Source organism: Paenibacillus oralis (assembly GCF_003863965.1).
Classification (GTDB): Bacteria; Bacillota; Bacilli; order Paenibacillales; family Paenibacillaceae; genus Fontibacillus; species Fontibacillus oralis.
On the sequence record NZ_RRCN01000001.1, the window covers coordinates 561,923 to 586,672 of the forward strand.

The window sequence follows — 24,750 nt, forward strand, 5'->3', positions numbered from 1 at the left end:
GTACTCCATAGAAAGGAGGTGATCCAGCCGCACCTTCCGATACGGCTACCTTGTTACGACTTCACCCCAATCATCTACCCCACCTTCGGCGGCTGGCCCCTTGCGGTTACCTCACCGACTTCGGGTGTTGTAAACTCTCGTGGTGTGACGGGCGGTGTGTACAAGACCCGGGAACGTATTCACCGCGGCATGCTGATCCGCGATTACTAGCAATTCCGACTTCATGCAGGCGAGTTGCAGCCTGCAATCCGAACTGAGACCGGCTTTTCTAGGATTCGCTCCAGATCGCTCCTTCGCTTCCCGTTGTACCGGCCATTGTAGTACGTGTGTAGCCCAGGTCATAAGGGGCATGATGATTTGACGTCATCCCCACCTTCCTCCGGTTTGTCACCGGCAGTCACTCTAGAGTGCCCAACCTTACTTGCTGGCAACTAAAGTCAAGGGTTGCGCTCGTTGCGGGACTTAACCCAACATCTCACGACACGAGCTGACGACAACCATGCACCACCTGTCTCCTCTGTCCCGAAGGAAAGGTACATCTCTGTACCGGTCAGAGGGATGTCAAGACCTGGTAAGGTTCTTCGCGTTGCTTCGAATTAAACCACATACTCCACTGCTTGTGCGGGTCCCCGTCAATTCCTTTGAGTTTCAGTCTTGCGACCGTACTCCCCAGGCGGAGTGCTTAATGTGTTTACTTCGGCACCAAGGGTATCGAAACCCCTAACACCTAGCACTCATCGTTTACGGCGTGGACTACCAGGGTATCTAATCCTGTTTGCTCCCCACGCTTTCGCGCCTCAGCGTCAGTTACAGCCCAGAGAGTCGCCTTCGCCACTGGTGTTCCTCCACATCTCTACGCATTTCACCGCTACACGTGGAATTCCACTCTCCTCTTCTGCACTCAAGCCATCCAGTTTCCAGTGCGACCCGGAGTTGAGCCCCAGGATTAAACACCAGACTTAAACAGCCGCCTGCGCGCGCTTTACGCCCAATAATTCCGGACAACGCTTGCCCCCTACGTATTACCGCGGCTGCTGGCACGTAGTTAGCCGGGGCTTTCTTCTCAGGTACCGTCACTCTCCTGGCAGTTACTCCAGAAGACGTTCTTCCCTGGCAACAGAGCTTTACGATCCGAAAACCTTCATCACTCACGCGGCGTTGCTCCGTCAGACTTTCGTCCATTGCGGAAGATTCCCTACTGCTGCCTCCCGTAGGAGTCTGGGCCGTGTCTCAGTCCCAGTGTGGCCGTTCACCCTCTCAGGTCGGCTACGCATCGTCGCCTTGGTGAGCCGTTACCCCACCAACTAGCTAATGCGCCGCAGGCCCATCCGTAAGTGACAGATTGCTCCGCCTTTCCCAAGCCTCTCATGCGAGAAACTTGATTATCCGGTATTAGCTACCGTTTCCGGTAGTTATCCCGGTCTTACGGGCAGGTTGCCTACGTGTTACTCACCCGTCCGCCGCTAAGTCAACCAGGAGCAAGCTCCCGATTAACTCCGCTCGACTTGCATGTATTAGGCACGCCGCCAGCGTTCGTCCTGAGCCAGGATCAAACTCTCCAATAAAGATGGAAGGAGTCTCGTACCCGAAGGCATGAGGTGTTCCATCGAAAAGTGTTTGACTTGCTCATTTAGAAAAACTGACGAGAAAATTAATTCTCATTTAATACTCACTCGTTGTTCAGTTTTCAAAGATCAAACTCAATTTCATCATATTTCGTCGCCAATTTCATTTCAGCAGCGACCTTTTTAATATATCACATTGCCCTTTATTAAGTCAAGAAGTTTTTTTGAAAATTCATTCAGCCATAATGCCGATTTACGCTTCAGAACTTCATTGCCTTTTTAAGGGCGAGATATAATGTATCACAGAATCAATGCAGGAGTCAACCCGTAAGTAGCAGGAATTATATGGCAACGGCAAATACCCTCTTCAAACCCAATATCGCAATTCGCGATGTTCCCCTTTGCTTTCTTTTTGCGTCTTGGCGGACTCTTTGGCCAATCCCCGATACACCAACCTTCTGAGCACGAGGGGAAGCTCGTCCTTCATATGAGCAAGTTCGGAAAGCTTCATCAGCTCCTGAATGCTCCAGGCTTCCTTGCGGCTGCCTAATATGCGCAAGAGCAACGAACAGCAGCTTTCCATTTTGCTCGTCAAAGAGAACTCGCAAGCCAGCAGAACAAGCTGGATGCGCTGCTCGAGCGTCTCCGAATTATCCGTCAGTTCATCGAATAATTTGTAAACGACCGAATTCAGGGAACGCACCTGTTCCCACACGCGGCTCTCCGGCAAAATCCCCTGTTCGATCAATTCGAGCCGTGCAAAATGTTTGAGCGCCTGCAGTACGCTGTAATAGGCATCCAGCAATTCCTGCGCCGCAGTAAGCTTTTTGGCTTCGCTGTACATTTTGAGAAACTTCGCGAACTCTTTCAACTTGCGTTTTTCCCGGATGCGGTCTTCAAACTGATTAATATGTGAACGGAAAGCCGCCAATTCCCCGGCGATGTCCCAAATAATCTCCCCATGCAAAAACGACTTGACCAACTCCCGGTTATCCCCGGCAATGACCCAGTCCTCGATGTCGATGCAATCGACGTGCACAAGTTGATAATGCACATCCCCGCTTAGGCAATGCTCGATCCGAACCGTCCGCTCCTCTAATCCATGATGCACAACCAAAATCAGAAATTCGAAATCGTGCAGCAGCGTATCGTGAGAACTTCCGTTATCCTGGCGATATCCGATCGCTCCGATCGCCTGACGGCCTGCCTTCTCTTCGTCCATTATCGAAAAAATGGTTGGTTCCACGGATAGCCTCCCACCTTGGCGTATTCCTGCCAATTCGTTATAATATAGTTCTACGCCTAGTTAAAGTTTCCTTCTAGCATTTTTTGGCTGGTGAAGGTTTTGGACGGGGACACGCCGGATACAAATTCCGGAGCAATTTATGAGGAATCGAGGTTAGCCCAATGTTTTTTAAATCAAGTAAAATCAATGAATTCCGGCTTTGGGGTTTGCTGCTTACCATGCTTGGTATGGGTTTGATGGTGCTTGGGACTGCGGGAATCGTATTTTGGGGACAATCCGGCAAAATCGTTGCCGGCATCGGCCTGGTCATCGGGTTAATATCGATGCTGGGCAGCCTTGCCGTCTATTTTTGGGCCGGCATGCTATCGACCTCGGCCGTTCAATTGGAATGTCCGGAATGCCATAAACTGACCAAAATGCTGGGGAAAACCGACCGCTGCATGTTCTGCAAAACGATTCTTACTTTGGACCCTACGAAAGCCAACATCACGGCGGATCAACTGGAGCAGCAAGAGCCCGCTACGACGGCCAAGAGTTAGGCTATACTAATACATTTAAGAAAAACGCCCGACGGCGTCCTTTAATGGCTCTGACTTCTACTTTGGACGTTACTCTAAGGGACACCAGCGACCTTAACCGCCTATTTCCCGGGTATTTCCCAGCCTAACGGACACAGGCGACCCTATTTCGCTCTAAACCCGTTCATCCAGGCCGATTTGAGGTAAATAAGGTCTTCTGTGTCCGTTACATTTTGCAAACTCCCGTATTTTCGAAAATAACGGCTCTGGTGTCCCTTAGCCTCCTGATTCCTCTTCTCCTCAAGAAAGCCAGACCACGTTTAAAGGTAGTTTTTCCCCACGATTATACAATTGCTCAGCTCCGCTTAGAACTTATAAATTCTATAATCTTAAACTAAAAAAAGCGGGCCGCTTTGAGGAGCGATCCGCTTTTTTTGCTATAAACTATTTTATGATTTCACCAAGCACATCCCAGGCGTCATCCGACGCAAAACTTCGGTTCCAGGCGGCGATGCCCGCCAGGTCAAGCGATTTGGCCAGCTCCACGCGCCGGGCCAGAGACGTTGCATCCTCCAGCCATATCCGGTGAAGGCCTTCCTTATCGCTGTACTCCACATAATTTTGCCCGGTTTCTTCAGACAAACGGGGCTTTAGCTTCTTTTCCGCGATAATTTCCTGGGCCCGCTTCATGCCGATTGCTTTAGAGCTGACCTCCGTTTTGCCGTCCTTTTCGGTTTCCGTCCAGATCCGCGTATAAAGCGGGACGCCGAGGATCAGCTTCTCCGGAGGAACTCCGTCCTCCTGTAAAATTCGGGTAGCGGAGGATTCGGCCCAAGGGAGCGAAGCGACCGAGCCGGAAACCGGGCTGGCTGCCCAGTGCTCGTCATAAGCCATCAAAATCATATAGTCCACGGCTTCCCCAAGCTTCGCGCGATCCAGAAAAGCGGACCACATCTCGCTGTTCGATTTCGGGGTGACGTCGATCGAGACGATCAGTCCTTGCTCCTCAGCGAGCGGGCGCAGCTCGCGAACGAACTGGTTCAGATTTTCCTTATCCTCCGTATATACGTTTTCATAATCGATATTAATGCCGTCCAGATCGTAAATTTTGGCGTAGTGAAGCATTTGCAAAATCGTCGTCAGCCGCCGGTCGAAATTCGCCAGCGCTTCCGTCGTCCGATCCGGATCAAAGCTGTTGCTAAACAGTCCCCACACCTGCATCCCTTGGGCATGAGCCCATTTCACATAAGCGATGTCGGCCTTGCTTTGCACATTCCCTTCATTATCCGCCAGCGAAAACCAGGTCGGACTCACCACATTCACGCCCGGCAGCTTGCCGATGGCGGCGGGATTAGGCGCGACCTGATAAACGGCTTCCCAGGTCATGTTGATCTTCTTGGACATCCGCTTTTGCTTGTCCGCGGAGAGCTCCAACTTCAGTTCCGGAACCGTCCTTTTCTCGCCGATAAGCACGTTCTTTTCGCGTACATATCCTGTATACCCGTTGTTCATCTGGACATAATACCAACCATCGGCGGCCGGCTGCAGGATGCGCAGTTCGGTATCCGGCTTCATATCCGCCAGGATCGGCTGGTGAATGCTCGGGCCGGTGCGCAGAGGAACCTTGGCATCCTTGTTCCGCGATGACGTCTGCACGCTGGCTTGCTGCACGCTCTCACCGGCTTTGGCCAGCAGGACAGCTCCCGATTCCGGGTCTTCCTGCACCTTGGCCCCGTAGATCTCCTCAAGCAAATGGGCCGGCAGGTAAAGAACCCCGTCCTTCTCCTCCGGAGCAAACAGCAGCTCCGTCGGCTTGTTGTTGATTTTGGCGATTTTTTCGTTCGCCTTAAGGAAAACCAACTTCCGCGGCGTGGTCAGAATGACGGATTTCGTCTCCTCCTCATACCGGATATCCGGATCAATGGCCGTTTGAATGACGGGAAGCGGCAGCTTCAAACCATCCCCCTCCCCCAAGGCCGGCCCTTTCATCAGCTCCCCGCCGAGGAATACCGGTTTCTCCACCTTCCCGTACCATTCCGGGTTGACATGGCTGCGGTTAGGCAGCAATGCCGTAGCCATCCAATAGATACCTGCAACCACAATAACGAGTCCTAACCACCATTTCAGCTTGCCGCCACGTCTTTTTCGGCGATAAGTGTTTCTCCTGCTCCTCAATGCCCTACCTCCGCATACTAGATTTTCCCGCTGCTTGCTAAAAATAAAAACGTGAAGAATTCCCCTGGGAATCCCGCACGTTATCCAACACCCGCAGGTCATTAAACAAATCGCTTATATTAATGCTCCATCCGGCATTCGCTGCAGACACCGTACAGCTCCAGCCGATGCCCGCGGATTTGAAACCCGGTCGCTTCCTCCGCTTTGCGTTCCACATCCTCCAGCGAAGGGTAGCTGAAATCCTTGATTTTGCCGCATCGTTCGCAAATCACATGGTAATGGTCGGATACATCGGCATCAAAGCGGCTCGAATTGTCGCCATAGGTCAGTTCGCGAACCATGCCGGCTTCCATTAACATTTTCAAATTATTATAAACCGTGGCCACGCTCATGTTCGGAAAACGGGGTTCCAAGGAGCGGTAGATTTCATCCGCAGTAGGATGGCTCAGCGATTCCATAAGATACGTCAGTATGGCGTGGCGCTGCGGCGTAATGCGGACACCGTTATTTTTCAGCTGCTCCAAAGCATGCTGTACGCGCGTTGTCAATAGGTCCACCGCCTTCAAATAAGCTCATTCCAGATCAAGCAACTTTCCAAGAATCTGTAATTTTATTGTACGTTTAGGATAAAACTTTTGTCAACGCAGTATAAACCAGGCCTTCCCGAACAAAAGAACTATTTTGAAAATCTTCAGTTCCGGTTCACGATCAAATTGCTGTTCCCATCGACTTTCACCCGGTATTTTCCGGTGCCGACGGCCCCTTTAATTTCCTTATCCCCTACGGTAAACGGCATTTCGGTAAAAATATCCCCATATCCGCTGGAACCTTCCAAAGTGTAATCGCCAACCTCCGGAAGATCGAAGCGTATCTCCCCGACCGCGCTGTACACGTCCCAATCTCCCCCTACCGACGAGGAAGAAATATGCACTTTGCCGTTCAAGGATTCGGCCTGAAGCTCCGCTGGCACACCGTCTACGCGAATATTCCCGTTTTTCGTGTTCGTTTTGATCGCATCCTGCGCCTCCGTCAGCGTAATATCGCCAACGAGGGTAGACAAGGAAGCTTTTCCGGTAATCCCTCTGCCTTTTACATTGCCTCCCTGGGTATCGGCCTGGGCGTCGCCGAAAATCCGATACAGCTCAATGTCGCCGTTCAGCGTTTTCGCCGAGACATCGCCGATGACATCCCACAGCCGCAAATCCCCGTTCCCGGTCTGCAGCTTGACCTGCTTCATGGCCTGAACCCCTGTCAGCGTAATGCCGCCGCTGGAGGTGGAAATATCCAGATCCAAAAAGCGGTTTTCCGGCAGCACGACGGTCAGATCTACACGCGGGTGGCGGCGGCCGCTCTCCCCATACGCCTTGTCTTGCACGGAGAGTCCCAGCGTGCTCCCCTCATTGCCGGCAACGGAAGTCTCGGCGGCGATTTTCCGGGCATCCTCCGTTTCCAACTGGTCTACCCAAACCGTATATTTGACGATGACATTTTCAATGCTCGCCTTTTTCACTTCGATGTCCCCGTTGATTCCGTCGATCGCGATTTTGCCGGTATCCAGGTCAATCGGGATTTCAAGCTCCGGCTTCTCGACCCGGTAGCCCTCCTGCGCGCTGAATTCCGTCCCGGCCGCCGTCAAATCGAGGCTTACCCGGTTCCATAGATGCATATAGTGATCCTGCTGGGTCACGGCAAACACGGAAAAGGCCACAAACATAGAGATTAGCAGCCCCTGGGCATCCACTCGAAGCAAGCGCTTCGGACGGAGCTTTTTTCTAACGTTCCAAATCAGCGCCAAAATATGCTCGAGTCCCCAAAACACGAACAGGAGCGGCCACCACTTGCGCAGAAGCAGCATATCGTCCATGCCGGTAAACTTGTCGATCAGCAAAAGAACGGCAACCGACAGGAGCAGCACCGCAGCCGTCAAGCGCCCCGAACGCCAATAACGGCGCCGCCCTTCGCGGATCACCAAGATCAGCGCCGTTATGATCAAAGCGGCCGCCACGATGTACTCCGCGCCGATTTGAATCAGCTCTTGCAGCCAAAGCGGCTTTTGCCGGAGCAGAAACATCAGGGCGCCCCCGCCTGCCAGCAGGATGCTAGCGCGAATCCCCTGGCCCAGTCCAGAGTCCGGTTTCCGGCCTGCTTCCGCCGATCGATCCTCGCCCGCTACCGGCTCTTTTCTTAAACGGGCGTTCAGCACGTCGGTGGATTGAAGCACATCATAAATGCTGTAGAAATAAGCTGCGGGAATCAGCAATCCCAGCACCACGAGCAGCGGTACGTTAATGGCCATCCGCACGGTTGAAAAGTAAATCAGCGCGGACGCGTCGATAAGCACAAAATAAATAAAAGCGATGGCTCGAAAAAACAGGCGCAAATACAGATGGCCCAAACCCGGAAACAGGGCGGACAGCAAACAGGCAATCGTTTTGCGTTTACGCCGCCGCGGCTTGTAGCCCTTCGGCCGTTCACGCCCGGCCGGCGGCTGCATCGGCACCATATCCGGTGTCATCTCTCCCTCCCCCTTTCTATGAGCCTGTCATATCCGTACGGGAGTTTCTCTATCTTTTTATAATAACCGATATCGCTACTTCCTGTAACATGGAATGAAATGGGCCGAAAAGAAAAAGCGCAGGTGCAGAAGCCGCTAAACTCCTGCCACCCGCGCTTTTACGAGGTGCCGGCAATCTCTTGCCAAGGGATATACATTTTCCGGGAGCCGCCTATCTATCCATACGGAACAACGTCAGCTCCACACCGGCGGCGGAGCTAACCGTTTCGGCCGGCACAAAGCCGCTGCGGCGGTATAAAGCGACCGCTGCGGCGTTTTGCGTGCTGGCGGCCACCGTAAACCGCCCCGCTTCCGGATGGTTATCCAAGACGTACTGCACTAAATAGGAGCCGATGCCCTGCCGCAAGCGTTCGGGATGCACCATCAGGCGGGTAATGTTCAAAACGCCAGGAGCTTCGCTGCGAACGGCAATAGCCCCCAGCAGCTCCCCGTCCTCCGACAGCACGCCGTAAAAAACATCCCCGCTGCTGCGGATCGAATCGAACGTATCCGGCAGGGGCGGAGCCTCCGCGAGCCCTACAGCTCTGGCCTCGAGCCTGTAGGCTTGATGCTGCAGACTCCAGATTTGCTCCACGATATCGGCATCCTCCAGCGGCAATCTCGCGATCATCGAATTCCCCCTTGGCCTTGCGGCGTGCCGGATTGCAGCTTGCTTCGCTCGCCGCTCGCCGCCCGCAATCCGGCTTGCTTATCCTTTCAGCGCTTCCACCAGCAGCTTGTTGACAAGCCCCGGGTTCGCTTTCCCTTTGCTTTGCTTCATCACCTGGCCGACCAGGAAGCCAATCGCTTTCTCCTTGCCCGCCTTGTAATCTTCGACGGAAGCCGGGTTGCCCGCGATCACCTCGTCCACGATCGCCTTGATCGCGCCTTCGTCGCTGATTTGCACGAGGCCCTGCTCCTCGACGATTTGCTGCGGCAGCTTGCCGCTTTGCAGCATTTCCTTGAACACGGTTTTGGCGATTTTCGAGCTGATCGTGCCTTTTTCCAGCAGCCCGATCATTTCGCCAAGCCCCTGCCCCGTCAATTTCACATCCGCCAGCTCCAGGCCATTGGTGTTCAAATAGCCGAGCAAATCGCCCATGATCCAGTTGGATACCGCTTTGGCGTCCTTTGTATATTCCAGGCTGTTCTCGAACAGATCGGCCAGCGCCTTGGAAGACGTAATCACGCCCGCGTCATATTCCGGCAGCCCGTATTCCGCAGTGTACCGCGCCTTCCGCGCATCGGGCAGCTCCGGAATCGACGCCCGGATCCGGTCCTTCCAGGCTTGATCGATATGCAAAGTCACGAGATCCGGGTCCGGGAAATAACGGTAGTCATGCGCTTCCTCTTTGCCGCGCATCGAAAACGTCTTGCCTTGGGACTCGTCCCAACGGCGCGTCTCCTGCACCACTTCCCCGCCCTCGTCCAAAATCTCCGCCTGGCGAAGCTGTTCATATTCCAGTCCGCGGACCACGCCGCGGAACGAGTTCATGTTTTTGAGCTCGGCCCGGGTGCCGAATTCCTTCTGCCCGTGCGGACGCAAGCTGATGTTGGCGTCGCAGCGCATCGAACCTTCTTCCATCTTCACGTCGGACACTTCGCAATACAGCATGATCGCCCGCAGTTTCTCCAGATAAGCTCTGGCTTCCTCCGGCGAAGAGATGTCCGGCTCGGACACGATTTCAACCAGCGGTGTGCCGACGCGGTTAAAATCGACCAGCGAGGCAAACCCGCCATCAACGTGCGTCAGCTTGCCGGCATCCTCCTCCAAATGCAGACGGGTAATGCCGATCCGTTTCGTCCGCCCGTCCACTTCAATATCGATATATCCGTTCAAGCCGATCGGCTGATCGTATTGCGAAATTTGATATGCTTTCGGCGAGTCGGGATAGAAGTAATTTTTCCGGTCGAATTTGCTCACATCGCCGATTTCGCAGTTCAGCGCCATCGCCGCCTTCATCGCGTAGTCGACGGCCTGGCGGTTCAGCACGGGCAAAACGCCGGGATGCCCGAGACATACCGGGCAGGTATGCGTGTTCGGCGGGGCGCCGAATTCGGTGGAACAGCCGCAGAAAATTTTCGTCTTCGTGTGCAGCTCCACGTGCACCTCCAGCCCGATCACCGTTTCATAATTGGATATTGACATGGCCTGTCCTCCTGCAAACTTTGAATGGATTCTATAGGATCTTACAACGCCGGACGCTTTAGATGATGATCCGTATTCGCTTCGAACGCGTGGGCCACGCGCAGGAGCGTGCTCTCGTCAAAAGGCTTGCCGATGATCTGCAAGCCGACCGGCATTCCCTCGGCAAAACCGCACGGCACGCTCAGCGCAGGAACGCCGGCCAAGCTGACCGGAATCGTCAAAATGTCGTTCAAATACATCGTCAGCGGATCGTCGACTTGCGAGCCCAGCGGGAAGGCCGTCGTCGGCGCCGTCGGGCCGATAATGACGTCGTATTTCGCAAAGGTCTGGTCGAAGTCCTGCTTGATCAGCGTTCTGACCTTCTGGGCTTTCAAGTAATAGGCATCATAATAGCCCGAACTGAGCGCGTAAGTCCCCAGCATAATGCGGCGCTTCACTTCCGGACCAAAGCCCTGGCTGCGCGAATCGTAATAGAGATCGAGCAGGCTTCCGGCATGGTCCGCGCGCACGCCGTAACGGACGCCGTCAAACCGCGACAGGTTGGACGACGCTTCGGAGGACGCGAGCAGGTAGTAAGCGGCCACGGCGTATTCGGTATGCGGCAGCGAAACCTCTTCCCATACGGCGCCAAGGCTTTCCAGCACGCGCAACGCTTCCAGCACCGCGGCTTTGACCTGCGGGTCGACGCCCTCCAGGTACTCCTTCGGCACGGCGATTTTCAGCCCGGAAATTTCCCCGGTCAGCGCCGACAGGTAATCCGGAACCTCGACATCCGCCGAAGTGGAGTCTTTGGGGTCGTGTCCGGCGATCGCTTGCAGCACGTAAGCGGAATCCTCGACATTTTTCGTAATCGGGCCGATTTGATCCAGCGAGGAAGCGAACGCCACCAGCCCGTATCTCGATACGCGGCCATAGGTCGGCTTAAGGCCAACGACGCCGCAGTACGAAGCCGGTTGGCGGATCGAACCGCCGGTATCGGAGCCCAGCGCAAAAAACGCTTCGCCGGCCGCTACCGCCGCCGCCGAGCCGCCGCTCGAACCGCCGGGAACGCGGCTTAAATCCCACGGATTGCGGACAGGATGAAAGCTGGAGTTCTCGTTCGAACCGCCCATGGCGAATTCGTCCATGTTCAGTTTGCCGATCGTCACCGCTTCCGCTTGCTTCAGCTTCGTCACGGCCGTTGCATCGTAAATCGGGTTGTAGTTTTTCAAAAACTGGCTGCCGCAGGTTGTGAGCAGCCCTTCCGTCACCATATTGTCCTTGATGCCGATCGGCAAACCGAACAGCAGTCCCCGCGGCTCTCCCGAAGCCAGCTTATCGTCAAGCCGCGAGGCCTCGGCCCGGGCTCCTTCTTCATTCAGCGTCAAAAACGCCCCGATCTTCTCGTCGCGCTCGCGAATTTTGGCGAAAGCTTCGCCGACCAGATCGGATACAGACAGCTCCTTGTTGTGCAGTTGATTATGTATCTCCTGCAAACGCAAATCAAACAGCGCCAAACTTGTTTCCTCCTTCAATTTTCACGTTTCACCTAAATGTCAGCCCGAACGAATGCCAGTCCGAATGCAGGACCTATTCCTATTCCTATTCCAGCACGGCCGGAACTTTGAACTGCCCGTCCTCTTCGTCCGGCGCGTTAAGGAATACTTTCTCCGGCGGCAGGCTCTCTTTGACCACATCCTCCCGCATGACGTTGCTGAGATGCAGCACATGCGTCGTCGGCGCGATTTGATCGGTGTCCAGCTCGTTTAACTTTTCGGCATATTGTAAAATAGCGTTCAATTGTTCCGTGAACATTTCCCGCTCCTCGTCGGTCAAATGCAAGCGGGCCAGCTTGGCCACATGTTCAACGTCCTTCATTTGGATACTCACTTTGTTGCCCTCCTTTATTCAAGCCAGGAAAACCTGATTGCTCCATTCTACCATGTCCATACAATTGATTTAAATTATATTGTAGAATCACAGTCAATTCAATCCGTTAGCCGCATACGCTCTGACCAGCGCCACTGCCGGCGTAAAACAGAAAAAGAGCCGGCAACGCCGACTCTTTATATCCATGCCCGCAAATTCACCTGTTTGATGAATTCCGCCTGGGACATTACTTCCTTTGTTGATTCATTTTGCTCGCCTGCATCGTTGCTTTCGCCGTTCATAATTTGCCGGAAAAGCTTCTCGTTGTGCGTAGCCAAAGCGTAATCGATCAATGCTTCCTGTGTTCTTCGCTCTACTTCCTGCTCAATCAGCCGTTCTTCGGATTCTACATCGCTCTGCGGAACAAAATAATTCCGCCCCGTCTTAGGAGATCTGATGACATAGTCAAAAGCGTTATCCGGATTGCGGTCATAAGCAATTACGAAGCCATATTCCCCAACAGGAAGATTCTGCTCAAAGGCATCGCCGACGATCACAATTTTCTCTCCCAAATGAAGCATCGTCTACCTCCCTGATTCATTCAATAATAAGTTATTTTATTATCCTACTAAAAAAATGAAAGATAGGCAACCTTACAGCCTGTTACTCTACTTTCATCCTTATTTTAACAAAATTAAAACGGCAAAGGAAAGCGGCGAACATACCAATTGGCAAAAAATACAAAAAAAAGAACGCAAACCGGGATGATTCCACAGCTTGCGTGCTTCGCAAAAGTTACAATGTTTTAATTAAGTACATCCTACCAAAGCTATGCACTTTTGTCCACTATTTTTGCACTTTTTCAGGGAACTTGTTGCAATTTCGCTTTAGATGCACGGGAACGTTGAAAATTCCGCTCAACCGGCGCTGATTCGACACCGCTGATTTGAAGATTATAGAATTTGCAACACTTGCGATATATGGAAGAGGGGAAACTCCCACGAAATGCAAAAGTGCATGCGGTTTTTGTCGAACCTCCTCTAAACCGGTACTTCAAATGCAAAAGTGCAGTTCATTTCCGGCCAAAAGTTACTTTTTTATCGCATAGCCCTAAATGAGATGTATTTTTGCATTTCAATCGCTCTAAAGTGGTGATTCGTGGAAAATAGAATGCACTTTTGCAGTTGATATCTCGCCGGGCCGTCCTTGTTGAACCATTCTATTTCCGCTAACCGCGGTCAGTTCCTTGAGAATACGTCAAGCAGACGTTTTCCTACACGGTTTTCAGGAAATGTAAGGGTTGTTGGCCCGTTCGAAGCCGATGGTCGTTTTGAGGCCATGCCCCGGGTAAACCTTAACCTCATCCGGCATCCGGAACAGCTTGCCGCGGATCGAATTGTACAAATCCGCTTCCCGGCCGCCCGGCAAATCGGTCCGTCCGACGCTTAAACGAAACAGCACGTCTCCGGAAAACAGCTCGTCCCCGCACAAAAAACTAACGCTGCCCGGCGAATGTCCCGGCGTATGATAGACGGTAAAATCGTGCCCGATCAGCCGGAGCTTCTGCCCCTCGGCCAGATCGTATTCGGCCGGATCGGTCGAGAGCGGCGGCGACACCTCCGGCCACATCAGCGAACCGTTCAGCTTCGGCGTGGTCAGCCATTCGCTCTCGAGCGGATGGACGTACACCGGGCATTTTTTCAGCTTGCGGATTTCGTCGACCCCGCCGATATGGTCAAAATGCGCGTGCGTGAGCAGGATCGCTTCGATCTCCAGCCCTTCGACGGCGCGCAGCAGCGGGCCCGGGTTCATGCCCGGGTCGATCACGATCGCCCGCTTCTCATCGTCGCCCCGGACCAGGTAAGCGTTCGTTTGCAGCGGCCCCAACATAAATGTTTCTATTTTCAGCATACCTTCCGCCTTCTTCCATTGTTCTCGATTAGTCCTTATTTCGCTGCTTTTTTCTTGTTGCTGAACATTTTAACGACCACGTACACGATCAGCAAGGCCAAAGCGCCAAGCAGAATCGGCATGATGTAAGGGCCCGCCTTCTCATCGACATGCTGCCATTGCTCGCCGAGCAGCATCCCCAAATACACGAACAGGATCGACCAGGGAATCACCGCCAGCGTGGTCAGCAGCAAAAACTTGCCGACGGGCATTTTGGCCATCCCGGCCGGAATCGAAATCGCATGCCGCGCCACCGGAATAAACCGGGCGGTAAAAATGACGCCTGAACCGTATTTCAAAAACCAGGCTTCGGACACGTCGATATGTTTTTTCTTAATCAAAATGTACTTCCCGTACTTTTCCAAAATCGGTCTGCCGCCGTAACGGCCGATCCAGTAAATGAACAACTGGGCGATAACGCCGCCGACAACGCCGAAAAACACCGCCCCCACGAAATTAATGTTGCCCATATGCACCAAATATCCGCCGTAAGCCAGCACGATTTCGCTGGGAATGATCTCGATCATCAAACCGAGCATAATGCCGAAGTACCCCAATTGCTGAACCCAATCCAATAGTGTGCTGATTAGATTTGATATCCACTCCACCGTTTCGTCCTCTTTCCTCGTCGCTTCTTGTTTTCTTGTCCGCCCTGCAAAAATATCCCTATGATCAAAGTCTATTCTATCACAGCGGGGGACATGCATTCTACTTCGGCTTAGGCCAAAACGAACTCTAGCGGGAGCGGGTGCATATGTTGGTGAAAAAGGAGGCCGTGCAATATGGCAGGCAACTTCTCCGCAAAACATCAGGAGTCCCTCCCGAGTCCGCGCAAAATCCGCCGGAGCTGCAGCAATGAGCTGTACCGCGCCATTAAAAGGCTTGGCGTATATATTCCCGAAAACCTGGTTCGGGAGGGCGAAACGCTGTATTACAAAAAAGTGATCGGCAACCTGCTTTGGATCCACGAAAACCACAGCAACCGGAAAGTGCTCGCCGACTGGTGGGATCAGGAAGTCAGCGGGGAGCTGGCGGAGCTGTGGCAGATCGACCGGGAAAAGCTGGCGGCGGCGTTCCGGGCGGCTTTTGGGGGTTGAGCGAAGCGAGGGAGGAGTCTTCCGGGCGCCTGGACATGGTCGGGACATTCGGCGGGGCGGAACAACCGATGGCTTGGGCTAATTCAGCCGCGCCTGGGAGGAAGCGGCGGAATCGGCGATTTGCCGCAACGCTTCGCCCAGGATGACGGCTTCGGCGGTTAGGCGAAACCGCCGATCGTTTCGCCGCACAGACGTTTTGACCGAGTCGGCCAGCTCGGCGTAGCGGTTGTAGAGCCGCGCTCCCGCTGCAGCGGCCGCTTTGGCCTGCCGCGGCCGCCCCTGCTCCGACAGGCGCCGGGCCAGTTGCTCCAAACCGCGCAGGGCGGCGGTTTGGGTATGCGGATCGAACCGGTCCAGTTCAAGCGCCCGGTTCATGGCGACGGCGGCGCCAAGGTCCATCCGGCGGGCCAAAGCGTCGCCGAGCGCCAGCCACAAAGCGGGGTCGGCCGCATCGTAAGCGAGCCCGGGGCGCAGGATGGCCTCCGCTTCGGGAGGAGCGGACAAGCCGGCCAGCGCCAGCCGCGCCGGTGTCCGGTACGGCCAATAGGCCAGCGACCGTTCAAGCAGGGCGGCCTGGCGGTTTTGCGCTGCATTCGGCGCATCGTGCAATTCATGCTTAGCGCGCCAATCGTCAGCCGCCGAACTCGCCGTTTCCTCCATGGACAAGGCTGACTGGTACAAGCGAAGGCTCTCGGCCTGTAGAAAGCCGGCCGCGCTTACCGCAAGCAGCAGTGCACAGAGCAAAACGCCGAAAACGGGACGAATGAACCGCGGTAAATTTTTCACCGTTCGCGCATTTCGTATTATGTCTGCCCCGCGCTTGTTCCTGGGCGCTTTGGCGTGTACTTCTAAAGTCCGGTTCCTTCCCGAAGCGCCCGTCTGCTTATCGCTCCCGTGCTCCTCCCCGGACTCCGTTTGGGCGGTGGCTCCTGCTCCCATCATGCCGATCATCCCGATGATGAGCAGCCAAACGATGCCGTAGCTCATATCAAAGTCGATGGCGCTATGCAGGAGCAGCGCCGCAAAGGGCGGAAGCAGGGGGCTTCTCGCCCGGAACAGGCGGACGGCGGCGGCGCCAAGCCAAAGCAGCATGATGGCGAGGCCCAGCAAGCCAAGATCGAGGGCGATGTCCAGGTAGCCGTTGTGCACTTCATTGCCGACGTAAGGATGGCTTTGCACGCTGCGGAACGCCTGGCGCCAGGCATCGCCGCCCTGGCCAAGCCACGGCGACTGCCGCAGCAGCAACGCGGCGTCGCCGTACATCGCGGCGCGGGCAAACCACGTTTCCGGGCGGAACAGCCGCCCTAGGAAACCGGCGGACACCAGCGCCGCAAGCGGCGCCGCGAGCAGCAGCGCGGCTCCGCCGCAGGCGGCGGCGCGGACGGCCCCGCTGCGGCGCGGCTCTGCGCCGGGGCTGCGCGGCTGGCCCCAGCGGGCGGCCCGCCCCGCCAGCAGCAGCGCCGCCGCCAGCATCGCGGCCAGCGCCAGCAGCCCCGGCAGCGGCGCCGGGGCCAGCTGCGCGGCGGCGAGCTGGCGGGCGAGCGCGGCTCCGGCGGCGGCGATAGCGCCGCTGTGGAGCATGTAGCGCCGCCGCGCGGGCCCGCGCAGCAAGGCGAATCCCGCCGCCCAACCGGCCAGCCCGGCCGCATAGGCCCCGCGCGACTCGCTGAGCAGCAGGCAGAGCGCGTAAAGCAGCGCCCAGCCGGACGCCCAATATCCGCGCCAACGGCGCTCCCGGCTAAAATCCGCCGCACTCCAGCCGGACAGCCTGACCAGGCGCTCCAGCAGAAACGCGGCCATGACCGCGCCGTAAGTGTTCGGATATTGCAGCAAACCGCCGAGCCTCGCCCCCGCAGCGGCGATCTCCCGGTCGGCGGTCCGCAAAACAGCTCCCGGCAGCGGCAGCAAGCCGTATACGGCTGCCAGCCCCGTTACGGCCAGCAGCCCGCCGATCGCCAGCCAGCCCATTTCCAACAAGCGCCTGCTGCCTTTCTCTCCCGCCGCCAAGTAAACAGCAACGCCTAAGACACCGTAAAAAGCCCAGCTCAAAATGGCCTCGAACGTTGCCTGAACCGACAAGGCATTGGCGGCAAGCAATGTTAATCCGTACAGGGCAGCCAAGACAAACGGGCCCGCCTGCAGCCAGCCATCCCATCGTCTTTCGGATAACAAACGATGCCGCTCCGCTTTTTTCCATCTTAAAGCCCAAGCCCCCGCCACCGCGGCCGATACGGCCAGCCATCCCGAAACGAGCAGCAGAGCGGCCACCGTATCCATAAAAAACAACCCGTTCAACCCGCAAAGCGCCAAACCCGTCCCGCAAACCGCGACCGCCGGCCCATATGACCCGATTCTGCTCATTCGCGCTCCTCCCCTTTTTTAGAGGTAGTTCAAAAAGTCATCTTTTAATCACGAAGCAGGTCAAGAAGTGGACTCGGCGTCGAATCTTGAATTCAGCCGGGCCTAGCATATGCTTTCGAAGTATGTTTCCTACGGAAACATTTCAGTTGCTCACGTACCCAAAGCGTACGCTCCGCTACCCGATCCCTAGCTTCATCCGACCTAAAGCGTTTTGAAAAAACGCACTTCGGAAACATACGCTTCGGTGCTGAAAACCTGACCTTTTGAACTCACACTTTTAACGCTTTTCCAATACGTGTTTCCGTACGGCATCCACCGTCCATGTTCATACCTACAGTCATTGTCCGATCCGTTGAAACGTATTCTTAATTTATTTCCCTGGTGCGATGCGGCGATACGGCATACGGGGAACGCGGTGAAAACGGGATAATCAGAATGCACTTTTGTGAACTGAGAAATCGAAATGAACTCTGCGAGGGATGCATAACGAGGCTGCTTAATGTGGGTTACATATTGTTGACTAGATGTTGGTTAGAGTAATGTGGATTGCCCGATAAGTAAGATGAAACCACCATGTCGCGGTGTGGTTACCTCAACGAGGTGCAAAAGTGCAGGCCATTTTGTGAAAAAGCTCCGGCAATAGGGGTTCAGATGTAAAAATGCAGTTCATTTTCGCTATATAACCATATTTTACCACATTCACTCGAAATAACTGCACTTTTGCAGTTGGAAGCTAACGATAGGAGCCGAGTCCGCTAGAATCCCCGCAAATTAACTAAAAAAGGAGCCATGAAGCGGCTCCCTTTTTAGCCTATCTATATACTTATCCGTGCCACCGACCGCTTATCCGGCCGGAATCAGCGCTCCTCTTGAACCGCAAGGCCCGGCAGCAAATCCCGGCACGCCCGCTCCAGGTAAGGGGAGGCGCTCAAAAAATCGCGGAAAGCGGCATACTCCTGCCACAGCTTGTCCGTATCCCCGCCCGGCGATTTGACGGCCCGGATCAGGATGTTTTTCGGCGTATGCTCCATGTCGATAAACTCAAGCAGCTGCGTCTTGTAGCCCATGACGTCGAGCAGCTTGGCGCGGATGGCATCCGTGGCGAGCGCCGAGAAACGCTCTTTCAGGATACCGTGGCCAAGCAGCGGCTCCATTACGGGGCTGTCCACTTGATTGTACAGCTCGTGCTGGCAGCAGGGGACCGACAAAATGACCGAGGCGTTCCAGCGGACCGCTTTTTCCAGCGCCGCGTCGGTAGCGGTGTCGCACGCATGCAGGGTGACGACCATATCCACTTCGCTTAATTCATCGTAATCGGCAATGTCGCCGACAAGAAACCGCAGATCGTCATAGTTCAGCTTGCGGGCCAGCGCACCGCAGTGCTCGATGACGTCCGACTTCAGATCGAGCCCGACGATTTTCAGCTTCCGCTGCTGCTGCACCGCCAAATAATGATACAGCGCAAACGTCAAATACGATTTACCGCAGCCGAAATCGATGATCGTCAGCGGACGGCCTTGCGGCAGATGAGGGAGCACGTCCTGCACCATTTCGAGGAAACGGTTGATCTGCCTGAATTTATCATATTTTTTCGCCAGTACTTTGCCTTCCGCGTTCATGATGCCCAGCTCAACCAGAAACGGCACGGGCGTCCCCTCTTCAAGCACGTATTGTTTGCGGCGGTTATGCGTCAGCGTGCCCAAAGGTTTGCGGGAAGGAGCTTTTTTCAGAATGGTCACTTTGAACTTCTTGCTGATGAGCACCTGATAGTCGGCCTCCGCCGTACAAAGCAAACCTTGCCGGAACGTTTCCTCAAACAATTTCATCAGCTCGTCCGCAAACGATTCGGCCGGAATATTCCGGTGGATGACCTTGTTCGGATAGTGATAAGCAAACTGATAATGCAGACGCTGCTTCAATTCCACGGGCTTGATTTGCACCTTGCTGTATTCGGTTTCGCCCGGTTTGCGGCGCCCGCTGATCGTCGCCGTAATCAGGCTGCCCTGCCCGGCCAGTTGGCCTGCGAGACTCTGCAGTGATTCCATATTCGATGCCAGCTGCCTTTCTGACTTAATTATTCTTCCATTTATTTCTCATATAGGGGCGCCAACTCCAAACGCCGGATCCCGCTAAAATCGGCTTTCCAGCTCGGCGAGCCCTTCCCGGACTTCTTCTTCCGGCAGCCCGCCCGCTTCCAATCGTTCCGGCGGTAGCCGCAACAACCGTTGGTAGAAGGCAAGTCCTTCGTCTTTAGAGATTTCCTCCTCCTCCAGAAGCCGGAACAAGACGTTTTCGGCCTGATCGAAACGGCCCTCCTGCTCTTCGTAACGGAAGACCAGCCTCCCGGTTTCGGCGGGGAGGCGGTAATCCTGCAGCAGCGACCTTAGCTCGGCGATTTTGTCCTCCCAATCCCATAACGAACGGTCCGCTCCGCTCAGCGCTGACGTTAAATACAGATGCAGCGATTTCAGCCAGCGCGATATCCCTTCGTCCGGCTCGCCGGAAGAGGCGAGCAAATCGCCTTCTTCCTTCAGCAGCCGGGCAAGGCTCTGCAGTTTATCGGCCTCAATCTCTCCGCCGGTGCGGAACATCTGCACGATATCCTTGGCCGATAAGGTCCCGAGCAGCTGCGCATTCAGCCGGAAGTGCCTTTTGTACAGTTCGTCCAGCTCGGTGCGCGCCTCCACCGACTTTTTCTCCTGTTTAAGCGCAAATACTTTTCCCAAGATCTCCGTCATATCCTCGATCATGCGAACCAGGTAATCTCTCCGCAGCATGTCTCTCCAATCCTTTCCGGCGGCCTTGAAAGCAGCCCGGTCTTCCGCTTATTTCCCGCCGGCGTATACATGCCGCAGGAAATCAGCAACGACCGTGTGGAGCTGCTCCGGCGCCTCATACATACTCATATGGCCGGCCCCTGGGATGACCGCTTTGGTCACGTTCGGGCCTTCCGCCGTAAATAACCGCGCTGGCGGAACGACCGCATCGTTTTCGCCGGCCACCAGCAGCAGCGGCAGCGAAGTATCGGCCATCACGTTCCGGCGGTCGGGGCGTTCCCGCATCGCCAGGGCGGCTCCGGCCGCGCCTTGCGGAGGCGTACGGTAGCCGATCTCCTTCGCCCGGTCCACGTCGGCCGGAGACTTCGCCGCCGTTTCCGCGGCGAACAGGCCCGGAACGAGCCCGTCCGCAAACGCGGTCATCCCTTCGGCGCGGATGAGCGATACTGCCTGCAGCCGCTTCTCCTTGGCTTCCTCGCTGTCCGGGAATCCCGTGGAATGAATAAGCCCGAATCCATCCAGCCTCGAAGCGTACCGCTCCGCCAGAGACAGCGTTACGTACCCTCCCATGGAGTGCCCAAGCAGCGTGTACCTCGGAATGCCAAGCGCCTCCATGAGGCCGGCCACGTCATCAGCCATTTTATCGATGGAATAAGCCCCCATCGGAGCATCCGTAGAGCCGTGTCCCCTCAAGTCCGGGGCAATCACTTGATATTGTCCGGCAAGCAGCGGCTGAACCTTCTCCCAGTACGCGGAGCTGCCGATAAATCCGTGCAGCAGCACTACCGTTTCGCCTGCTCCCTGCCGCTCATAGGCGATCGTTAATCCGTTAACCGTTATCTTGTCCATGACACTACCTTCTTTCTCCAAGGTTTTATTCTCCAACAGACGCAGACGCCGCGGCCGCGATTTCATCCGCCATTTGCATCACTTTGTACAGTGAGGTCATCTGCAGTGTCCAGTAAGGCTTGGGTCCTTTCACATTCACGACGGCAGCCACGCTGTAATGCCCAACCGCAGGCAGGCTGCGGCCCACCGATTGCGCCGGTTGCAGCGGCTGCTCCGAAACGAGGTAATAACCTACCGATCCCGGAGCACCCAGACAGGCGTCGATGGCCACAACGATATTTTCCGGCGGTATGGCAGCCAGGCGTTCCTTCAGGTTCCCCGCATCGCAAGGCTCCCGGAGCGTGCCGACGACCGCCGTCATTCCCCGCTCCTCCAGCTTCGTACCGACGAGCGGGCCCAGCGCGTCACCCGTAGACCGGTCCGTACCGATGCACAGAAACGTGATCGTTTTCCCTTGATGCCTGGTATAAATTTTTCGAAAAAAAGAGTCCAACTCGCCGCCGCTCAGCTTGGTTTGCTCCAAACCGGCTTGCGGCCATACCTTCCATTCCTCCACGTACCCCTGCTCGCCCCCTCCCGGTATATAGTACCCTGATTGTAACGCATTGCGGCGGATCACCGCAAAGGTTCATGAATTTTGCCCCGGCATGATACAATAGCACAGAGAGGTCACGTATTATACGACTACGAAGGTTATGAAAGGATGAAGAAGATGGATTTGTCCATAAAAAGCCAGGCCAATATCGAATTTATGATCGAGGCGATCAAAACGAAGCTGAAAATGGCGTCCGGAGCAGCTATGTCGGCAACGGCGTTCAACGTGGAGCAATACGACGACATCCGGGATGTGTACGATATCGTGATGAGCAAGGATCGCCTCAGCATTTCCGAGGTCGAAGCGCTTGCCCAGGAGTTGGGCCGGCTGCGCAGCAAGGCCTAGAAGACAGCTCCTATAAAAGCGTAAGCCCTTCTCTAAAACATAAGGGAAAAAAATGGCGCTATTTCCCGAATCACGAGGAGATGACCGAATTTTGCCCGTGTATTGGAAAATAAGGACATAAAATTCCGCTATTTGGTGACGAACATGCTCAATCCAGAAAATAAGACCATAAAGTTCCGCTATTTTATGAGGGGTGGCCTTACCCGAATCGAATCCTCTACCCGTCAACCCGGATTCCGCAACGAAAAGGCCGTCTCCGCATGGCCGACCTCCCAGCCTTCATCATTTTTAATCGAGGACGGAAAGGCGCTCCGCAGCTTGCGGAGCGTTTCTTCGTTGCCGTAACCGATCTGCTCCAGAATGGCCGTGGCGATCAGGCCCCATTCCTCCTCCGAACCGTCCAGCACTTTAAACGTAATGCCAAGCTGCTGTTTGCGCAAAGCAAAGGCATACACCCCTTTAAAGCCGCCTTTGGCGACGATATCCGGATCCTCCAGCAAAATCGAATCGATTCGCCCCGAACCGGCCACAAGCTGGGGATGGCGGTTCATGGCGGAGGCGATAAAAGCGGCGGCCTCCGCCGTTTTTGAATCGCCAATCAATGACGGGCAGGCCAGCTTGACGTAGGCGGTCGCCAATGCGGACAGCGGCAGGGCAAAAACGGGGAACCCGCAGCCGTCCGTGCCGAGCGAAATGTCGTCCTGCGCGCAGCCGGCGAGCCCCGCCAACGTTGCCAGAATCTCTTTCTGCACCGGATGCTCCGGCCGATTGTAGCCGTCCAGGGGATAGCCTTTCAGCTTGCAGTAGGCCAAGACACCCAGATGCTTCCCCGCGCAGTTGTGGTATAACCGTCTCCGGCTGCCGCCTTGGCGCAGTACCCGTTCCTTGGCCTTTTCATCCAACGGCAGGCTTGGTGCGCAAACAAGGGCTTCTTCCTTAAGCCCGGTTTTGTCCAGCAGCTGCTCCAGCGTTTCGACGTGCGCTTCTTCGGCCCGGTGGGACGCGGTCATGATTGCAACCTCCGCATCGCTGAGGCCAAACGCCTCTACGATGCCCGCCCGAATTCCCGGAATCGCCTGAATCGGCTTGGCCGCCGACCGCGTGAACACGATCTGATGCGGATTCCCCGCCTGTTTTAGCACCTCGCCCCGGCCGTTCACGATGCAAATATGACCAAAGTGGGTGCACTCCAATAAGCCCCCACGGTATTCGTTCACCAGTACTGTTTCCATATGGTTCGTTATCTCCTTATCTTCCGGATTCCATCCCTACAGTATAGTATAGTGTTACCGCAAAGGCTATGGATCCCTCTATTTAAAGTAATCTTTTCTTGGGGTGGGCGGCAGATCAACACTCGCTGTCCGGACGCTTTGCACGATTATCCCGTTTGATCAGGTAGCAGAGAAACAGACAAGCTCGGGAGAAGATAATATTTGGTGGAGAAGCAGATAGGTTCAAGATAATTTAGACGGGCTTAGGAGAAGGAATCGGGTTTAGGGGAGGTGAAACAGGCCGGACAAAAAATCAAGTCAAGAGATCAAGGACAAGACGCGAGGGAAACGAAAAGACCGTGTTTTTGCTGTAGAACCCTTCCATTTGCAGCAACGCCCGGACTGTTCATGCTAACCCACACCAATCAAGTTGATCCGCATTAAGCTAACTTATTCCGTTCCAGCGTCTCGATCAGGCCGCAGCCGCAAGGGGCTGGTTCGGTTGGTGCGCGATCAGCCGGCGGTAAGGGATCGCCCGAATCGCCACACACATGCGCAGCAACTTCTGCCGCATCGTTTCTTCCGCTCCGGGCCGGCGCAGCGAGCGGCGTACGGTGTACTCGTTCAGGTACACCTGCAGATGCTTCAGTCCCAAGGCTATATATGTACTCTTCAGCGATTCCCACGCCTCTCTCACCACTTTCCGCAAGGGCGCATACAGCCGATAGGCTAGAGGAAACGACTCTACCGCCGATGTACGGACATCCACATGCTCGTTGATGAACGCGGCGAGTTCGTGACGGTTTGCCCTTTGTCCGTCTCCTCTCTTATGCGGCACCAGGCGGATTTTGACCTGCTCCGGCTCGCCCGACTCTGTGACCGTGCATCCCGCTACGACCGCCGAGGCATACGGATGCGAAAGCTGAAACCGGGACGGATTACGCCCATACAGATCGCTGTTCACCTTCACGTCTCCGCAGAGCAGCTCCCGGGCATCGAATTCTAGGGCGGCATGGCGTATTTTGTGCAGCAGCAACCAGGCGGTTTTGTAGGTGACTCGGATCACCTGGCTCAGCCGCATCGCCGAGACGCCGTCAGGGAGTAGGAACAACTCCAGCGCTTTGAACCACTTGAGCAGGGGCAGATGCGTTCGTTCAAAAATCGTGCCGACCAAAGCCGACGTTTGATGCTTGCACTTTCCGCACTCGAACAAGGGGATATGCCGGGAAGTCAGACGACTGCACCGGGTGTGAGCACAGCGCGGGCAGACGAAGCCGTTCGGCCACTTCATCGCGATCACCGCCTCCATGCAGGCCTGCTCGCTGTTATAACGGCTGCTGAATGATTGAAGTTCCGTTCCCGTATTGACCTCCATGTTCGCTCGCCCCCGAATCAATTATACACGAACGTGAGTTCGATTTATTTTATTATACCAAACATACGTTCCCTAATCAAGCCGAAAATCTCACCTGAACCGCCTCATTTTTTTTCCTCATCTCTTTTTCTCTCT

The 24,750-nt window shown here is 55.2% G+C and carries 21 protein-coding genes and 1 other annotated feature (1 of these 22 running past the window's edge); of the genes, 3 read left to right on the plus strand and 18 right to left on the minus strand.

All coding sequences use genetic code 11. The features are described from left to right. Positions 1–1,565 (minus strand) — a sequence feature (most likely nonfunctional fraction of RNA operon) (it extends 112 nt beyond the left edge of the window). Positions 1,566–1,932: 367 nt separating this feature from the next. Further along, positions 1,933–2,811, minus strand: a complete 879-nt coding sequence (locus EHV15_RS02695) for a nucleotidyltransferase-like protein (RefSeq protein WP_128629910.1) — start codon at positions 2,809–2,811, stop codon at positions 1,933–1,935. Positions 2,812–2,972: 161 nt separating this feature from the next. Here EHV15_RS02695 and EHV15_RS02700 point away from each other — a divergent pair, with 161 nt between their 5' ends. Beyond that, complete coding sequence (locus tag EHV15_RS02700; protein ID WP_128629911.1) at positions 2,973–3,350, plus strand: DUF2614 family zinc ribbon-containing protein; 378 nt, start codon at positions 2,973–2,975, stop codon at positions 3,348–3,350. Between the two features lie 423 nt (positions 3,351–3,773). On the opposite strand, the gene EHV15_RS02705 is transcribed toward EHV15_RS02700, so the two are convergent. The 10 genes from EHV15_RS02705 to uptA form a co-directional block, all read right to left on the minus strand. Beyond that, positions 3,774–5,408 carry a glycosyl hydrolase family 18 protein gene (locus EHV15_RS02705; protein ID WP_246061887.1) on the minus strand — a complete coding sequence of 545 codons (1,635 nt, stop codon included), beginning with the start codon at positions 5,406–5,408 and terminating at the stop codon, positions 3,774–3,776. A gap of 215 nt (positions 5,409–5,623) precedes the next feature. Then, positions 5,624–6,052 (minus strand): peroxide-responsive transcriptional repressor PerR, encoded by a 429-nt coding sequence (perR, locus tag EHV15_RS02710; RefSeq protein WP_036619751.1) that lies wholly within the window; start codon positions 6,050–6,052, stop codon positions 5,624–5,626. A gap of 143 nt (positions 6,053–6,195) precedes the next feature. After that, positions 6,196–8,019: a DUF4097 family beta strand repeat-containing protein gene (locus EHV15_RS02715; RefSeq protein ID WP_128629913.1), complete on the minus strand. Its 1,824-nt coding sequence runs from the start codon at positions 8,017–8,019 to the stop codon at positions 6,196–6,198. A 211-nt stretch (positions 8,020–8,230) separates the two neighbouring features. Further along, positions 8,231–8,689, minus strand: a complete 459-nt coding sequence (locus tag EHV15_RS02720; protein WP_128629914.1) for a GNAT family N-acetyltransferase — start codon at positions 8,687–8,689, stop codon at positions 8,231–8,233. Positions 8,690–8,767: 78 nt separating this feature from the next. Beyond that, positions 8,768–10,207: an Asp-tRNA(Asn)/Glu-tRNA(Gln) amidotransferase subunit GatB gene (gene gatB / locus EHV15_RS02725; RefSeq protein ID WP_128629915.1), complete on the minus strand. Its 1,440-nt coding sequence runs from the start codon at positions 10,205–10,207 to the stop codon at positions 8,768–8,770. Between the two features lie 41 nt (positions 10,208–10,248). Beyond that, a complete protein-coding gene (gene gatA / locus EHV15_RS02730; protein ID WP_128629916.1) occupies positions 10,249–11,703 on the minus strand; it encodes an Asp-tRNA(Asn)/Glu-tRNA(Gln) amidotransferase subunit GatA in 1,455 nt (484 codons plus the stop codon). Positions 11,704–11,788: 85 nt separating this feature from the next. After that, positions 11,789–12,076 (minus strand): Asp-tRNA(Asn)/Glu-tRNA(Gln) amidotransferase subunit GatC, encoded by a 288-nt coding sequence (gene gatC, locus EHV15_RS02735; protein WP_128629917.1) that lies wholly within the window; start codon positions 12,074–12,076, stop codon positions 11,789–11,791. Between the two features lie 176 nt (positions 12,077–12,252). Continuing rightward, on the minus strand, positions 12,253–12,636 hold the full coding sequence (locus EHV15_RS02740; protein ID WP_128629918.1) for an ATPase: 384 nt from the start codon (positions 12,634–12,636) through the stop codon (positions 12,253–12,255). Between the two features lie 703 nt (positions 12,637–13,339). Further along, positions 13,340–13,966 (minus strand): MBL fold metallo-hydrolase, encoded by a 627-nt coding sequence (locus EHV15_RS02745; protein WP_128629919.1) that lies wholly within the window; start codon positions 13,964–13,966, stop codon positions 13,340–13,342. A gap of 35 nt (positions 13,967–14,001) precedes the next feature. Further along, a complete protein-coding gene (uptA, locus tag EHV15_RS02750) occupies positions 14,002–14,613 on the minus strand; it encodes an undecaprenyl phosphate transporter UptA (protein ID WP_128629920.1) in 612 nt (203 codons plus the stop codon). Between the two features lie 174 nt (positions 14,614–14,787). Here uptA and EHV15_RS02755 point away from each other — a divergent pair, with 174 nt between their 5' ends. Next, positions 14,788–15,102, plus strand: a complete 315-nt coding sequence (locus EHV15_RS02755; protein WP_128629921.1) for a dehydrogenase — start codon at positions 14,788–14,790, stop codon at positions 15,100–15,102. Between the two features lie 78 nt (positions 15,103–15,180). Here the strand turns inward: EHV15_RS02755 and EHV15_RS02760 are convergent, their stop codons facing one another. From EHV15_RS02760 to yyaC, 5 genes are all read right to left on the minus strand, one after another. Further along, positions 15,181–17,463 (minus strand): O-antigen ligase family protein, encoded by a 2,283-nt coding sequence (locus EHV15_RS02760; RefSeq protein WP_128629922.1) that lies wholly within the window; start codon positions 17,461–17,463, stop codon positions 15,181–15,183. Positions 17,464–18,320: 857 nt separating this feature from the next. After that, on the minus strand, positions 18,321–19,508 hold the full coding sequence (locus EHV15_RS02765; RefSeq protein WP_128629923.1) for a class I SAM-dependent methyltransferase: 1,188 nt from the start codon (positions 19,506–19,508) through the stop codon (positions 18,321–18,323). 84 nt (positions 19,509–19,592) lie between these two features. Further along, positions 19,593–20,240, minus strand: a complete 648-nt coding sequence (locus tag EHV15_RS02770; protein ID WP_128629924.1) for a DUF6483 family protein — start codon at positions 20,238–20,240, stop codon at positions 19,593–19,595. Positions 20,241–20,288: 48 nt separating this feature from the next. Then, positions 20,289–21,089, minus strand: a complete 801-nt coding sequence (locus EHV15_RS02775) for an alpha/beta fold hydrolase (protein ID WP_128629925.1) — start codon at positions 21,087–21,089, stop codon at positions 20,289–20,291. Positions 21,090–21,114: 25 nt separating this feature from the next. Beyond that, complete coding sequence (gene yyaC / locus EHV15_RS02780; protein ID WP_128629926.1) at positions 21,115–21,645, minus strand: spore protease YyaC; 531 nt, start codon at positions 21,643–21,645, stop codon at positions 21,115–21,117. Positions 21,646–21,801: 156 nt separating this feature from the next. Here yyaC and EHV15_RS02785 point away from each other — a divergent pair, with 156 nt between their 5' ends. Then, positions 21,802–22,029: a DUF1128 domain-containing protein gene (locus tag EHV15_RS02785; protein ID WP_128635136.1), complete on the plus strand. Its 228-nt coding sequence runs from the start codon at positions 21,802–21,804 to the stop codon at positions 22,027–22,029. Between the two features lie 224 nt (positions 22,030–22,253). On the opposite strand, the gene EHV15_RS02790 is transcribed toward EHV15_RS02785, so the two are convergent. Both EHV15_RS02790 and EHV15_RS02795 read right to left on the minus strand, forming a co-directional pair. Further along, positions 22,254–23,261 carry an asparaginase gene (locus EHV15_RS02790; protein ID WP_128629927.1) on the minus strand — a complete coding sequence of 336 codons (1,008 nt, stop codon included), beginning with the start codon at positions 23,259–23,261 and terminating at the stop codon, positions 22,254–22,256. Between the two features lie 451 nt (positions 23,262–23,712). Next, the gene (locus EHV15_RS02795; RefSeq protein WP_128629928.1) at positions 23,713–24,615 is read right to left on the minus strand and encodes a transposase; all 903 of its coding nucleotides are present in this window, start codon (positions 24,613–24,615) and stop codon (positions 23,713–23,715) included. Positions 24,616–24,750: the final 135 nt, after the last annotated feature.

What these genes read in the sequence shown, in the direction of transcription:
- EHV15_RS02770 (WP_128629924.1), bottom strand. Translation starts at nt 20,240, where the DNA reads ATGCTGCGGAGAGATTACCTGGTTCGCATGATCGAGGATATGACGGAG.
- EHV15_RS02705 (WP_246061887.1), bottom strand. Translation starts at nt 5,408, where the DNA reads ATGGCTACGGCATTGCTGCCTAACCGCAGCCATGTCAACCCGGAATGG.
- EHV15_RS02795 (WP_128629928.1), bottom strand. Translation starts at nt 24,615, where the DNA reads ATGGAGGTCAATACGGGAACGGAACTTCAATCATTCAGCAGCCGTTAT.
- EHV15_RS02775 (WP_128629925.1), bottom strand. Translation starts at nt 21,089, where the DNA reads ATGGACAAGATAACGGTTAACGGATTAACGATCGCCTATGAGCGGCAG.
- EHV15_RS02715 (WP_128629913.1), bottom strand. Translation starts at nt 8,019, where the DNA reads ATGACACCGGATATGGTGCCGATGCAGCCGCCGGCCGGGCGTGAACGG.
- EHV15_RS02740 (WP_128629918.1), bottom strand. Translation starts at nt 12,636, where the DNA reads ATGCTTCATTTGGGAGAGAAAATTGTGATCGTCGGCGATGCCTTTGAG.
- gatB (WP_128629915.1), bottom strand. Translation starts at nt 10,207, where the DNA reads ATGTCAATATCCAATTATGAAACGGTGATCGGGCTGGAGGTGCACGTG.
- EHV15_RS02760 (WP_128629922.1), bottom strand. Translation starts at nt 17,463, where the DNA reads ATGAGCAGAATCGGGTCATATGGGCCGGCGGTCGCGGTTTGCGGGACG.
- EHV15_RS02765 (WP_128629923.1), bottom strand. Translation starts at nt 19,508, where the DNA reads ATGGAATCACTGCAGAGTCTCGCAGGCCAACTGGCCGGGCAGGGCAGC.
- EHV15_RS02785 (WP_128635136.1), top strand. Translation starts at nt 21,802, where the DNA reads ATGGATTTGTCCATAAAAAGCCAGGCCAATATCGAATTTATGATCGAG.
- EHV15_RS02745 (WP_128629919.1), bottom strand. Translation starts at nt 13,966, where the DNA reads ATGCTGAAAATAGAAACATTTATGTTGGGGCCGCTGCAAACGAACGCT.
- EHV15_RS02790 (WP_128629927.1), bottom strand. Translation starts at nt 23,261, where the DNA reads ATGGAAACAGTACTGGTGAACGAATACCGTGGGGGCTTATTGGAGTGC.
- EHV15_RS02700 (WP_128629911.1), top strand. Translation starts at nt 2,973, where the DNA reads ATGTTTTTTAAATCAAGTAAAATCAATGAATTCCGGCTTTGGGGTTTG.
- EHV15_RS02720 (WP_128629914.1), bottom strand. Translation starts at nt 8,689, where the DNA reads ATGATCGCGAGATTGCCGCTGGAGGATGCCGATATCGTGGAGCAAATC.
- EHV15_RS02755 (WP_128629921.1), top strand. Translation starts at nt 14,788, where the DNA reads ATGGCAGGCAACTTCTCCGCAAAACATCAGGAGTCCCTCCCGAGTCCG.